14 protein-coding genes are annotated in these 12,190 nt (G+C 63.7%); 3 read left to right on the top strand and 11 right to left on the bottom strand.

The features are described from left to right. Window positions 1-13: 13 nt before the first annotated feature. The 3 genes from KHP16_RS10465 to KHP16_RS10455 form a co-directional block, all read right to left on the bottom strand. Window positions 14-826: a siderophore-interacting protein gene (locus KHP16_RS10465; RefSeq protein WP_211960134.1), complete on the bottom strand. Its 813-nt coding sequence runs from the start codon at window positions 824-826 to the stop codon at window positions 14-16. A 50-nt stretch (window positions 827-876) separates the two neighbouring features. Next, window positions 877-1,521 carry a PadR family transcriptional regulator gene (locus KHP16_RS10460; RefSeq protein ID WP_407935118.1) on the bottom strand — a complete coding sequence of 215 codons (645 nt, stop codon included), beginning with the start codon at window positions 1,519-1,521 and terminating at the stop codon, window positions 877-879. A 95-nt stretch (window positions 1,522-1,616) separates the two neighbouring features. After that, window positions 1,617-2,873 (bottom strand): glutamate carboxypeptidase, encoded by a 1,257-nt coding sequence (locus tag KHP16_RS10455; RefSeq protein ID WP_109583407.1) that lies wholly within the window; start codon window positions 2,871-2,873, stop codon window positions 1,617-1,619. Window positions 2,874-3,184: 311 nt separating this feature from the next. Here KHP16_RS10455 and KHP16_RS10450 point away from each other — a divergent pair, with 311 nt between their 5' ends. After that, window positions 3,185-4,099: a LysR family transcriptional regulator gene (locus KHP16_RS10450; protein WP_109583408.1), complete on the top strand. Its 915-nt coding sequence runs from the start codon at window positions 3,185-3,187 to the stop codon at window positions 4,097-4,099. Window positions 4,100-4,118: 19 nt separating this feature from the next. Here the strand turns inward: KHP16_RS10450 and KHP16_RS28340 are convergent, their stop codons facing one another. After that, window positions 4,119-4,319, bottom strand: a complete 201-nt coding sequence (locus tag KHP16_RS28340; RefSeq protein WP_244835822.1) for a hypothetical protein — start codon at window positions 4,317-4,319, stop codon at window positions 4,119-4,121. Between the two features lie 420 nt (window positions 4,320-4,739). On the opposite strand from KHP16_RS28340, the gene KHP16_RS10440 reads away from it, so the two are divergent. Continuing rightward, window positions 4,740-5,387, top strand: coding sequence for a helix-turn-helix transcriptional regulator (locus tag KHP16_RS10440; RefSeq protein WP_244835747.1), 648 nt, complete (start codon window positions 4,740-4,742; stop codon window positions 5,385-5,387). A 69-nt stretch (window positions 5,388-5,456) separates the two neighbouring features. Here the strand turns inward: KHP16_RS10440 and KHP16_RS10435 are convergent, their stop codons facing one another. The 5 genes from KHP16_RS10435 to KHP16_RS10415 all read right to left on the bottom strand — a co-directional run bounded on the left by KHP16_RS10435 (window position 5,457) and on the right by KHP16_RS10415 (window position 10,240). Continuing rightward, entirely contained in the window at window positions 5,457-6,422 is a 966-nt protein-coding gene (locus KHP16_RS10435) for a tripartite tricarboxylate transporter substrate binding protein (protein ID WP_211960131.1), read from the bottom strand. Window positions 6,423-6,453: 31 nt separating this feature from the next. Continuing rightward, complete coding sequence (locus KHP16_RS10430) at window positions 6,454-7,524, bottom strand: cyclase family protein (RefSeq protein WP_211960130.1); 1,071 nt, start codon at window positions 7,522-7,524, stop codon at window positions 6,454-6,456. Between the two features lie 9 nt (window positions 7,525-7,533). Then, window positions 7,534-8,466 carry a hydroxyacid dehydrogenase gene (locus tag KHP16_RS10425; RefSeq protein WP_211960129.1) on the bottom strand — a complete coding sequence of 311 codons (933 nt, stop codon included), beginning with the start codon at window positions 8,464-8,466 and terminating at the stop codon, window positions 7,534-7,536. Further along, the gene (locus tag KHP16_RS10420) at window positions 8,463-9,161 is read right to left on the bottom strand and encodes an RraA family protein (protein ID WP_179593890.1); all 699 of its coding nucleotides are present in this window, start codon (window positions 9,159-9,161) and stop codon (window positions 8,463-8,465) included. Before KHP16_RS10420 ends, KHP16_RS10425 begins: the two co-directional genes overlap by 4 nt. A gap of 104 nt (window positions 9,162-9,265) precedes the next feature. Next, window positions 9,266-10,240, bottom strand: coding sequence for a Bug family tripartite tricarboxylate transporter substrate binding protein (locus KHP16_RS10415; RefSeq protein ID WP_415831097.1), 975 nt, complete (start codon window positions 10,238-10,240; stop codon window positions 9,266-9,268). Window positions 10,241-10,334: 94 nt separating this feature from the next. Between KHP16_RS10415 and KHP16_RS10410 the strand changes: the two genes are divergently transcribed. Continuing rightward, window positions 10,335-11,090 carry an IclR family transcriptional regulator gene (locus KHP16_RS10410; protein WP_109583416.1) on the top strand — a complete coding sequence of 252 codons (756 nt, stop codon included), beginning with the start codon at window positions 10,335-10,337 and terminating at the stop codon, window positions 11,088-11,090. A 127-nt stretch (window positions 11,091-11,217) separates the two neighbouring features. Here the strand turns inward: KHP16_RS10410 and KHP16_RS10405 are convergent, their stop codons facing one another. Then, the gene (locus KHP16_RS10405; RefSeq protein ID WP_211960127.1) at window positions 11,218-11,688 is read right to left on the bottom strand and encodes a DUF6941 family protein; all 471 of its coding nucleotides are present in this window, start codon (window positions 11,686-11,688) and stop codon (window positions 11,218-11,220) included. After that, on the bottom strand, window positions 11,648-12,106 hold the full coding sequence (locus KHP16_RS10400) for a helix-turn-helix domain-containing protein (protein ID WP_211960126.1): 459 nt from the start codon (window positions 12,104-12,106) through the stop codon (window positions 11,648-11,650). Before KHP16_RS10400 ends, KHP16_RS10405 begins: the two co-directional genes overlap by 41 nt. Window positions 12,107-12,190: the final 84 nt, after the last annotated feature.

Here is a 12,190-nt window from a genome sequence, read left to right as displayed (position 1 = left end):
CTGTGCGCTGCCTTCAGTCGTCGAGCGTTTCGTGCACCGCCGCATTGCCGCGCTTCCAATACGCCGAAGCACGAATCCTCGCCTTGTCGATCCCGCGTTCCTCCACGAGGTACTTCCGCACATCGCGCATGGCGGCGCCCTCGCCCGCCGCCCACACATAGCCATCGCCCTCGGGCAAACTGATCCAGCGCAGCGTCGGCAACAGCATGCTGCCTTCCGGCCGCTCCTCGCGATGGACCCAATGCACCTCGATGTCCGGCCCCGTGACGAGCGGAATCTGCGATCCCGCGTCCGACACTTCGAGCACGACAATCGCGCGCGCATCGGCACCGAGTTCCTCGAGACGCCGTCCAATCGCGGGCAGCGCGGTGTCGTCGCCCACCAGCAGGTGCCAGTCGAACTCGCGCGGAATCACGAACGACCCGCGCGGCCCGCCCACGCCGAGATACTGGCCGGGCTGCGCCTGCGCGGCCCATGTCGATGCGGGGCCATCGCCGTGGAGCACGAACTCGATATCGAGCTCCCGCGCGACGGGGTCATAACGACGTGGCGTATAGTCGCGCGCCTGCGGACGCGTCGCGCCCTGGGGGAACGTAATGCCCTCCGGCCCGACCTGCGGCAACACGGGCTTGTCCTGCCCCGGCGCCGGGAAAAACACCTTGATATGGTCGTCGAACGACGCGGAGACGAAGTCCTCGAGGTCGGAACCGCCGAGCGTTACGCGCAGCAGTTGCGAGGACATCTTCTGGACGCGCAGCACCTGCAACAGGCGCATGCGAAGGGCATGGCGAACACGTTGAACGGTCAAATCGCGATTGGCATTCATGTATGGGTATCCGGTGGTGGCGGTAAGGTGGCGCGGCTGAACCGGGCCCATCAGCCCTTGTTCGCAATGTCGCGCGCGGCCCGCTCGAGGATGGCAACGATCCGCCGCTGCTCATCGGGCGAAGCGTCGGTGGCCAGCGCCAGCGCCCGCTTCAACTTCATCCGCGCTTCCACGAACTCCGGCAACCAGCCGCCCTGCTCGGGATCCTGCTGCGGCATCCCGTTCATCGCCCGGCGCATCCAGTCCATCTTCTTGGCGACATGCCGCAGCTTGCCCACCATCAACGCCACGCGCTCGCGATGCGTTTCGAGGTACGCGCGCCCCGTTTCGGTAATCCGATACAGCTTCTTGTTGCCCTCGGCATCGACGCTGGCGTAACCAAGGTCCTCGAGGAACGTCAGCGCGGGATACACCACGCCCGGGCTGGGCTTGTAGAACCCGCCGGTTCGCGTCTCGAGCGCCTTGATCAGTTCGTACCCATGCGACGGCTTCTCCTCGAGCAGCGACAGGAGCAACAACTGCAGATCTTCCGCACTGAACTTCCGCCCCCGCCGCCAGCCGTCATCGGATCCAAACCCGTCCGCCCCGTCTCCCCCGTCCCAGCCCGGCCGGTCGCCGCCGCTCCAGAACCCGCCATGGCGGTGCATCATGTGCGCGCGGAGTTGGTGAAGGCGAGCCTGTAAATGGTGATGCATACGTTGCTCCATATATCTTAAAACATATCTTACGATATACGGAGGCGTAAGAAAGGTCAAGGCAACCTCGCATCACCCGTGGGGCGGGACGCGCTTCACTGGCCGCGGCTAAGGTCCATCAGCATGCGGGTGCTCAGGTACAGGCGACGCGGAATCGCATCGATCAGCACGTATTCCGCCGACGACGTGTGATACCCGAAACCGGGCAGGCCCATGCTCTCCACGACAGGCTTGCCCGACAGCGCGGCGTAGGCCGCGTCCGTGCCACCCCCTGTGCGGGTATCGGAGACCGTCAGCGTATAGCCCAGCTCCTGATAGATCGCCGCAGCCTTGTTGGCGAGGAACTTGCCGCCATCGTTGGCGTTAAATGCCGGGCGACCGGGTGTGACGCTCACCTCGACCGTGGCTGCCGGCAGCCGCTTGCGCTGGGCCCGCTCGGACAGCATCGACTGGATCGCCTCGAGGTCTTCGTTGCGCCCATAGCGGACGTCCGCGTTCAGCGTGGCGGAATCCGGGATCGCATTCGATGCGCTACCGGCTTTGGCCAGCGTCCAGTTGAAACGCATCTCCTTGCTCTTGTTGTCGATGTCCTGCGTACGCAGGATCAGATCGGCCGCTTCCGTCAGCGCGTTGACGCCGAGTTCCGGCGCGACGCCGGCGTGAGCGGCCTTGCCCGTGATCTTCGCTTCCACGTAAGCAATGCCCGATGTCGCGAGCCCGATGCCTTCCGTTTCGCCGCTGGGCTCGTGCGAGATGACATAGTCCGCCCCCGCCGACAGCTGCTGGATGAGATCGCGCGATCCGAACGAGCCCTTCTCTTCGTCGGTGTTGAACATGACGACGATCTCGCCATACTCGTTGAAGCCGCGCGCCTTGAGAATGGCGAGCGAATTGAGAATGACCGCGATGCCGCCCTTGTCGTCCGCGATGCCAGGGCCGTATGCGCGATTGCCGTCCACGCGGAACGGCGCCTTCGCGAGATAGCCGCGCGGGTACACCGTATCCATATGCGCGATCATCAGGATCTTTACCGAGCCAGTGCCCTTGAACCGACCGACGATGTTCTCGCCGACCACACCGGCGGCGGCCTGCTGGCGAGAGACCGTCGCACCGAGGCCCGCCAGCTGCTGCGCGAGGTAGTCCGCCATCTGCGGCATGCCGACCGTGTCGCCCGTGCCCGTTTCGATGTTGACCAGTTGCTCCAGCATCTGCATGACAGCAGGTTGCTGCGCCTTCGACGCACTGTCGAGCGCGCTGTCGTAGGTGGGGCTCGCCGCATTGCTATCGGAACAACCGGACGAGACTGCCGTGGCCGCCGCCAAAGCAAGCGCGCACAGGACCAAACGTTTCATGACTTCTCCTCTTGATGAATCGGGGGTGTCTGCAAGTTGTTGTGAAGCAAGCGGGGGAAGCAAGCCGGGGCAGCAAGCGCGCATGGCCCGCATGGCGTTGCTGTCGGCGACAAGGGCGCGGTAGTATCTCGCTCGCGTTTCATGCGTGTAACGCCGTTGATACAAAGACGTCATGCTATGAAATTAACTAGCGCGCGAGTACGCACAAATCCGGATGTGGATAACGGTGCGTTATAGCGTCCCGCGTGCGTGAACGACGCCCCAGATCGACGCCCCCAGATCGACACCCCCCAAACTAGAGCCGTGTAGACATGAAGTTGCACCATTTGCGAGCCCTGACCGCCATTGCCGAACAAGGCAGCATCAATGCGGCCGCGCGCGTGCTGTGCGTGAGTCAGCCGGCGGTCACGCGCACCATGCGCGAGCTGGAGTCCGAAGTCGGCGTGCCATTGATCACGCGCAACTCGTGGGGGGTGTCGATGACCGACGAGGGCCGCCGGTTGCTGACGCGCGCGCGCTTGATCGTGCATGAGTTCGAGCGCGCGGAGGCCGATATGGCGGAGTTGCGCGGCGTGGTGGGCGGCCAGTTGCGCATCGGCGTGTCGCCGCTGGCCGGGGCAACGCTGATCGCGGAGGCCTTCGTGCCGTTTCGCTCGGCGATGCCCGAGGTGGCCGTCGAGTTCCGCGAATGGAATCTGCCGAAGCTGCTCGACAACCTGCGCAACAGCCGGCTGGACTTCGCGCTGGCAGCCATACCGGGCGAACCGCCGGTGGACGCCTTCGTGACCTGCGAGCCCCTGCTATCGTTCCCGACAGCCTTCGCGACACGCCGCGGCGGCCGTCATGCCGGCGCCACCCGCTTCGCCGACCTGCAGGACGCCGAATGGCTGCACGCCGATGCGACCGAACAGTTTCCGCGCTATCTCGAAGCAGTCTTCGCACGCCATGACCTGCCGCCACCCCGCCGCATCACGCGTTGCACCTCGAACCTGCTGACGAGCAAGCTGCTGCTCAACGTCGACACCGTGATGGCGCTGACGCGGCACGTGCTGATCCTCGACCCCGACTCGCAGCTGGTGCAACTGAACCTGCCCGAAGACCCACCCACGCTGCAGATGGCCTTGCTGCAACGCGAAGGCACGATCCTGACCGCACCGTCCGATTACTTCATCCACTGCGTCCGCGAGGCCGCGTCGCGGCATCGGGACGCCTCGGTGCCGGCGTGACGACTCTGCTGTGGTTCGATCAAGCCCGGGGCGGCTCCGCTGGGAATGCTGTGCGCCCCTCGCCTGAGCTATCGTCCGGCAGCCCCCACGACAGGAACTGCTCTGCCTGTGCGACGAACAGCGCCGGGTACTGATAGAACGAGCCGTGATTGGCATCCGGATACAGGATCAGCTGCGCGTTGGGCATGAAGGTTACTGCGCGATTGCCGCTTGCAGCCATGATCCCTCTCCTGATCGGGTGTGAGGTAATCAAAGCTAAGTGCTTGTGGGCCGCACTTCTTCCCGATTTCTGCACGGACATGTCCGGAATCTGCGGCCGCGCAACCATATGGCGAGTCCAGAATGGAAACAATAGGACACCTGCCGTACGCCGATATCGAACACTAGACTTCGATGCGTCTCTGTCGAACCGCCTCTTTGGCGAACGCGCACCATGCAGCCGATGTCCTGCTGTTCAGAATCGCGTTGTCTCCACTACCATTCGATCGGCGCGTCCTGCACGGCGGACCGCACCCTGAATTCCGTGCAATGGATCTCGTGCGTCATCCCGGCGGACCGGACCACCGCTCATGCGAGCGCTGCGGGACATAGCGGCCGATCCGCTCGCAGGATCAGCGTCAGTGCACCGTTCATCGCCATCGTGCCTGCGTGGGCTCACATTGAAACGGCCCATGACGACGATCCGCGCGGGCTGGTCCTCGCGTTCGATTCCGTCCAGCTCAGCGAGACCGCGCGACATAGTTTCGGTAGCGAACCCTGCGATATCCCACGCTGGATCACCGCGTGGGATCCTTTCCTGCGTCAGGCGGCGGAGACCCTGTCCGCGGTATATGCCGGTATCGGGCCCGCCCCCGACTGCCTGGCCGCCTTCGCGGACGTCCTCGCACTCCACCTCGCGGGACGGTACGGACGCGCGCGCACACGGGAAGCGGGCGCGCGTCTCTCACAGACGAAACTGGCCGTCGTCGACGACTTCATTCACCTGCACATCGCGGAGTACACAACGGTGGAGCGTCTTGCCGCACTCCTCCATATGAGCACGTCGCATTTCGCGCATGCATTCAAGAATGCGACCGGGCTCACCCCGCACTTCTACGTGACGACCAAGCGGCTCCGATATGCGGAGTGCATGCTGATCGGAGGAAGCATGCCGTTGATCGATGTCGGGGCACGCGCGGGCTTTCAGACGCAGCAGCACTTCACCGCGGTGTTCCATCAGTTCGCGGGCTGCACGCCGCGCGCCTTCCGCCTTGCACATGCCCGCCTGGACGCACGGAACCCGCCCTAAATATGCGAGCCACAAGAAGCGGGCCGGCCGTGAGCGCTACCGCTTTTGCCCCAACTTTCGAGACCCGCATCAATCCGGGCGAATATTCCCCTGCTTGATGACCTTCGCCCACTTGGCCTGCTCGGCCTCGAGAAACGCGCGGAATTCCTCCGGCTTGTTGGCTGAAGCCTCTGCACCGATCGCCGCGAGACGTTCCTTGACGGCAGGCTGGCTCATGACCTCGACGATCGCCTTGTTGATCGTTCCGACGATTTCCGCGGACGTACCGGCCGGCGCGAACAAGCCGTTCCACTCGTACACCTGGTACCCCGGCAGCCCGGATTCGGCGATGGTGGGGATATCCGGCAGCGCGGCGGACCGCTTCGTGCCCGTTGTCGCCAGCACCTTGAGCTTCTTGCCGGAAACCAGCGGATAGGAGGCAGCCATGTTGCTGAACATCATATCCACCTGGCCGCCCATCAGATCGCTCAACGCCGGCGCACCCCCCTTGTACGGGACGTGAAGCATGTTGAGTCCCGACTGCTGACGGAACAGTTCTGCCGCCAGGTGCTGTGCGGTACCGGAGCCCGCGGACGCATAGGTCAGCTTGCCGGGCGTAGCCTTCGCGCGTGCCACGATATCCTTGGGCGAGTTGAACGGAGAATTCGGAGGCACCACCAGAAGGTTCGGCACGAGCACCACGAGCGAGATCGGCGCAAAGTCCTTCGCGGTATCGTATGGCAGCTTCGGTTGCAGGCTGGGGTTGACCGAGTGAGCGGTAGCATCGAGTAGCAGGGTATAGCCGTCGGGCGCGGCCTTGGCGACAGCACCCGCACCAATGACACCGCTGGCGCCGGGGCGGTTGTCGACCACAATGGTCTGACCCAGTTTGGTACCCAGCGGGGCCGCAACGATGCGGGCGACCGTGTCGGCCGCGCCGCCCGCGGGATAGGGAACGACGAGGCGGATGGGACGGTCCGGATAGGCGGCGCTGGCGTGCGCGGCAGCGCAAAGCAGTGCGAGGCCCGCCATGCCGCGGGTGATGGACTTGAACATTGTCTTGTCTCCAGAAGGTTGTAGTTTTGTCCTAGACCGTCGCGATCGGCGTCGCCGGCGATCCCACCGCGCCCGGAAGGCGCAGCGGCGGCGCGGTCAGCAGGAAGCGGCTACGGTTGTTCGCGCGCAGCCAGAGAGCCAATGGTGTCAACTGCCACAGCTCGCCAAGATGAATGCCGTTCTTGAAGAGGCAGTGTTCATGCAGCGGCAGGCGTGGTCCCCGGATGGGAGAGGGAGTCAGCGGTTTCGGCACCACCAGTTCCACGGCGGGGTTGTCCGCGAGCAGGCATGCCAGGCGCGAGTCGGTAATCCAGTTCAGCAGCTTTGCGTCGTGGCCGTCCAGTCCGGTGCCGGATTCGTGCAGGATCTTGAGGTCGGGCGACTTGTTCATCGATAGCAGCGTGTCGGCGAACCCGGTATGGAGACAGACCATGTCTCCGGCCTCCACGGTCACCTTGTCCGCGTCAAGCATGCGCATGAGCTGGTCATACCCAACAGCCTGTCGCTTGCGGCCCACGTGGCGTTCAATATCTATCATGACGCCGCGGCCCTGCGCACCGTGCTCGGCCAGCACGGCGATGCTCAGCGCGCGCGCTTCCGGGTTCTCGTACTTTGCCCACGGCTCGCGCGCGTCGGTCTCGACGCCGGCCTTGATATCGTCGCCAGCCCGAAAGCCGTTATAGAAGACGGCTTCGTCGCTGCCGTCGCCATCCGCATCGAAATGGCTGCCCACATGGGCAAGACTGTCCCATTGCGTGGAGTACTGCAGGCTCATGAGGACCACATCGTCATTGACCACGTCGGTCAGATCGGGGTCCTCGGAACGATACGACCAGCAGAAACCCTGCTGCCCGGCGCTTTTTCCATCCCGAAGGACGGCGAAGCGCCGCGGCGGCTGCCGTCGTACGTTCATGGTTTGTCCGCCCGGGTAATCGAGGGGGAGCGAGAGGCAGAACGTGATACCTTCGCGCACCTCCGCGACGCCTTGCAGTACCTTGGCGCGATCCACGAGGTTCATGCGCCCGCGTTGATCGTCCGCGCCAAACTCTCCCCAGTTGCTCCCGTCCGGCTTGCGCTGCCAGCGCCGCGTCGTGTCATGCATGGCGCCTCCTTACCGCAGCTTGGCCAGTTCGGCCAGCACGTTCTTCGCGGCGGCGACACCCATGTTGACGAAGGCATCGCTGGTCACGCCGCCAATGTGCGGACTGATGACGAACTTGCTGTTCCTGAAGAAGGGATGATCGGCGGGCGGCGGCTCCTGCTGCAGCGAATCCAGGCCTGCCGCGGCCACCTTGCCGCTTTCCACTGCTGCCAGAAGCGCATCTTCGTCGATGAGGCCGCCGCGCGCGGTATTGACGACGATCACGCCGTCCTTGCACTGCGCCAGCGCTTCCGCATCGAGCAGCCCGCGATTCTCGGCGGTCAGTGGACAGTGGAACGATATGACATCCGAGTCTTGCCAGATCGCGTCGAGGCTCGCGGGCTCGATGCTCGCCGGCAGATCGGTCGCATAGGGGTCATATCCGATGACCTTCATATCCATCGCGCTGGCCATGCGCGCAAAGCGCCGGCCGATCGCCCCCAGGCCAACGAGACCCAGCGTGCGCCCCTGAAGTTCGAGACTCTGGTGCGTCGACTTGTCCCAATGGCCCGTACGTGTGCGCTGGTCCAGGGTCACCACCGATTTGGCGCAGGCGAGCATCAGCGCCAGCGCTTGCTCGGCCACGGCGGCCGCATTGGCCCCTGCCGCGGCCACGACCTTGACGCCACGCGCCTTCGCGGCTTCCTGGTCGATATTATCGATGCCACTTCCGTGCTTCGACAGGACGCGGATCGACGGCGCCGCATCGAGCACCATGGCGCCGACCTTGCTCGTGCGGACGATGACGGCTACGGGTGCGTGACGTCGGCACAGCGCCGCCGTCTCCTCTTCGGTTGCCGCTTTCCCTGCATAGACCAATTCGAAGTCGGATAGCAGCGCCACCGACTGTGGCGCGATGTTTGCCGCCGTCACGACGATAACGGGCTTCGCCGCGGTGCTCACAGCGCTTCTCCCGCCTTCAGGACGCCGGCTGCGCGCAAGGCATCGTCGAGCCAAGACGGCCGGAGCGCTTCGCCCGACTTGATGCCTTCGATGCGTTTGCGCTCTGCCGCCACTTTCTTTCCAGCCTCTTCGATCAGAGCGGGCGCCTTCTCGCGCTCGATCACGACGACGCCGTCCGCATCGCCGATGACGAGGTCTCCGGGGCATACCGTTACGCCGCCGCATTGGATGGGATGATTCACGCGGCCCGGCACGAATTTGGTCGGCCCGTTGGGATTCAGGCCAACCGAGTACATCGGGAAGCCGGTCTCGATAATCTCTTCGGCGTCGCGCGCGGCGGCGTCGAGGACGACTGCCGCCACACCGAGCGCAATGCATTGATTGACCATGATGGCGCCCATCAGCGCGCTGTTCTGATCGCCTTTGCCATCGACGATGATGACGTCGCCGGGTTTCGCCAGTGCCATCGCGGCGTGAATCATGAGGTTATCGCCAGGACGGACTTCCACGGTAATCGCCGGGCCACAAAACTTGCTCTTCTGGCTGAGCGGCGCGATCCTGCCGTGGAGGCCGCCGCGCCGGCCGGCCACATCGGCGAAGATGGAAGACGCGTATTGCGACGCCTGCCTGACGACTTCGGGCGAAACGCGTTCGATATCGCGGACGACATCGGGGAGTTGTTGGCTTGCCGACATGGTGGCTCCTGTGTTTGGGTGGAACTGCAAAGAATGCGGAAGAGAGATTCGGTGCACGGAGGTGCGCGGAGGCGCGCGGAGGCGCGGGGTTGTGCGCCGTGGTGTCAATCGATGGTCGCGCCAGACTCTTTGACCACGACACGCCAGCGAGCGAGATCGTTTTGCAACAGCGTGGCGAATGCAGCGGGGCTACCGCCCAGCACCCGTCCGCCTTCCGCTTCGATCTTCGAACGCACGGCCGGGGCCTGCAGGGCGCGATTCAGTTCAGCGTTGAGCTTGGCAACGATGGGCGCGGGCGTGCCTGCCGGGGCGAGCAGGCCGAACCACGTGTCCGCCTCGAATTGCTTGACGCCGGCTTCCGCCACGGTGGGCGTATTGGGCATCTGCGCGGAACGATTCGCGGATGTCACCGCGATGCCGCGCAACTTGCCGGTCTTGATTTGACCCATCACCGTCGGGACGGAGCCGATATAGATTTCCACCTGGCCACCCAGGACATCGGTGAGCGCCTGCGAGGCGCCCTTGTAGGGAATGTGCTGCAGCTTGATGCCGGCCTGCTTCTGCAGAAGCTCCATCGCAAGATGGGCGACCGTCCCATTCCCGGGCGTCCCGAACGTTACCGCGCCGGGTTTCGCCTTCGCCGCGGCAATCACGTCGGACAGGTTCTTGTAGGGCGAATTGTTGTTCGCCACGATTGCGAGCGGCGCGGAAGCGATCAATCCAATGGGCGTCAGATCCTTGGTCGGGTCATACGGCAGCTTCTTGTACAACGAAGGGTTGATCGCAAGATTGCTGGTCTGTCCGAACACCAATGTGTAGCCGTCAGGCGACGCCTTGGCGCCCGCTTCGGCGCCGAGATTGCCTCCCGCGCCGGGCTTGTTATCGACGATGATGGTCCACTTGAGGTCCCTGCTCAGTTGCTGTCCGATCTCGCGCGAGAAGGTATCCGGGGCACCGCCCGGCGGGAAGGGAACGATCAGGCGAATGGGCTTGGTCGGGTAGCTGTCCGAGGCTTGAGCGGGAAGGCAGGGCAGCGAGGCGAAAGCGCAGGCGGCCACAACGCGAAGAACGAGATTCACGGATGTCTCCAGTCGAAATGCTTGTATTTGTGGCTCGACTATAGATTTTGGTTCCGTGCTATACAATCGCGTTGTCCATAACGGAACATGTGCCATGAAACGGAACGTGCAAGCCGCATCGGAGATGGAAAGTGCGGACAAAGACAACATCATTGCCGTCACGCGCGCGCTACAGATTCTCGAAGCCTTCTCCGCGGACGACACCTCGCTCACCCTGTCGGAGTTGAGCCGCCGGGTGGGGATGGGTAAGTCCACGGTGCTACGGACGGCACGGACGCTGGCGCGGAGCGAGTACCTGGTCCAGCGCGAAGATGGCCAATGGCGGCTCGGCGCGGCGGCGGGCTGGCTCGGCGCGCGCTATCAGGCCGCGTTTCGCGTCAACGAGACGGTGGAACCCGTGCTCAGACGGGTCAGCGACGAAACGCGCGAAAGCGCGGCTTTCTATGTCCGGGAGGGAGACACGCGGGCTTGTCTCGTGCGCGTAGAGGGTCCCGGCGCGGTGCGGCACCACGTTCGGGTAGGAGAAAGGCTGTCCCTCACCGGCGCGCCCGGAAGAGTCCTGCGCGCCTTCGCAGGCGACGCTGGCGAGCCCTACGAGACGATTCGCAAAGACGGCTTCTACATCTCGATGGGCGAACGCGAACCCGAGGTATCGAGCCTCGCCGTGCCGGTCTTCGGAATCAACTGGACATTGGCCGGCGCGCTTTGCATCTCCGGTCCCATCAGCCGGCTAACGCGCGAAAAGCTCGCGACGTACGTGGACCTGATGCTGGCCGCCGGCAAAGAGGTGTCCTACGCCATCTCTGGCTCTCGCGACCAGGCTGTTCGACCCACGACTTGGCATCCCTGACCGCGTTGGGGTTCGCCAGCCAGCCTTCCCGTTGCCGCACCACGTGATATCCGGCGATAGCCATAACGCGCTTCCCCGCAGCAATGTCCGTTATTCACTCGATCAGCACCGTGTTGATTCGCCGGCGCTACATCGTCACGGTACCAAACGCGGGGAGCAGGTCGCCTTGCGAGAGTCTTAGCGCACGCCCTTTGATTTCACCGCGCTCCGTCAAGAGCCTTGCGCGAATGATCGTCGGCTGGGCGACCCGAAATGGCGTGACGAAGAACTGTGTCCTAAAACTCAGCCTTCTTTCGTCCAAGCCGTCGAAGTTCGCAGTCGAGGCGATAGCCGATTGTTGCGCGAGCACTTCGCTCGGAACGATTTGATCGACGAAAACCTCGCCGGAGTCCGCTTGAACCAGGATACGCAGGGATTGAAGCAGATCGTCGACGGAGGTTTCGATTTCCACGAGAACGCAGAGTTTGGGGAGCGACACAGGAAACGAGGGCGCATTGACGTCAGCGTTGAAGACGCCAATGATCGATGTTTGTCCCGTAATCTCGAGCCGCACGTCTTCACAGTAGAAGACATTGAACGAGCGGTCGTTGTCGGGCATTGCGGGACTCGGCTTGGCTACGTTGAATGGCAGCCGCTACAGTCGTGACATCCACGCCCAACGCCCATGCCATGCGATCCATGGTTTCGTAGTTCATCTTGGTAGGCTCTTTTTCGAGACGTGCCACGTGGGGCTGTTTGACTCCCATCTTATCCGCCAGTGCGCGCTGAGATAGACCCGCTCTCAGCCTTAAAACCGCCAGCGTGGGGTGCTCTGCATGCTCGGGATATAGCCTCTCAGCGACGAACTTATTGCCCTCCGAGAGATAGGCCCCACCGAATCGCTGCTCAAACCGCCGGATCATGGCTTCAACCGAGATGGCATCTTGCGCCGCCACGGTTGACACCGCACCCTCCGCAAAAATCAGATGCCCGTCAATTTGATAGCTTTGCCGGCAGAAGCTCAGCGACGTCGACATACCGCTATGTTGAAATTCCGCGCAAAGCGTCATAGGCGTCAAACACGCGGCGAACGAGAGGGTTCGTAGGATCGTCATAGTCAA

Source organism: Cupriavidus plantarum, from assembly GCF_905397285.1.
In the GTDB taxonomy this organism is placed as follows: Bacteria; Pseudomonadota; Gammaproteobacteria; order Burkholderiales; family Burkholderiaceae; genus Cupriavidus; species Cupriavidus plantarum.
The sequence above is the reverse complement of the archived record's forward strand: the minus strand, read 5'-3'. Positions and strand labels throughout refer to the sequence as shown.

Excerpts from the sequence above, each read along its gene's own strand:
- KHP16_RS10465 (WP_211960134.1), bottom strand. The coding sequence starts at position 826 with ATGAATGCCAATCGCGATTTGACCGTTCAACGTGTTCGCCATGCCCTT.
- KHP16_RS10460 (WP_407935118.1), bottom strand. The coding sequence starts at position 1,521 with ATGCATCACCATTTACAGGCTCGCCTTCACCAACTCCGCGCGCACATG.
- KHP16_RS10455 (WP_109583407.1), bottom strand. The coding sequence starts at position 2,873 with ATGAAACGTTTGGTCCTGTGCGCGCTTGCTTTGGCGGCGGCCACGGCA.
- KHP16_RS10450 (WP_109583408.1), top strand. The coding sequence starts at position 3,185 with ATGAAGTTGCACCATTTGCGAGCCCTGACCGCCATTGCCGAACAAGGC.
- KHP16_RS28340 (WP_244835822.1), bottom strand. The coding sequence starts at position 4,319 with ATGGCTGCAAGCGGCAATCGCGCAGTAACCTTCATGCCCAACGCGCAG.
- KHP16_RS10435 (WP_211960131.1), bottom strand. The coding sequence starts at position 6,422 with ATGTTCAAGTCCATCACCCGCGGCATGGCGGGCCTCGCACTGCTTTGC.
- KHP16_RS10430 (WP_211960130.1), bottom strand. The coding sequence starts at position 7,524 with ATGCATGACACGACGCGGCGCTGGCAGCGCAAGCCGGACGGGAGCAAC.
- KHP16_RS10420 (WP_179593890.1), bottom strand. The coding sequence starts at position 9,161 with ATGTCGGCAAGCCAACAACTCCCCGATGTCGTCCGCGATATCGAACGC.
- KHP16_RS10410 (WP_109583416.1), top strand. The coding sequence starts at position 10,335 with ATGAAACGGAACGTGCAAGCCGCATCGGAGATGGAAAGTGCGGACAAA.
- KHP16_RS10405 (WP_211960127.1), bottom strand. The coding sequence starts at position 11,688 with ATGCCCGACAACGACCGCTCGTTCAATGTCTTCTACTGTGAAGACGTG.
- KHP16_RS10400 (WP_211960126.1), bottom strand. The coding sequence starts at position 12,106 with ATGTCGACGTCGCTGAGCTTCTGCCGGCAAAGCTATCAAATTGACGGG.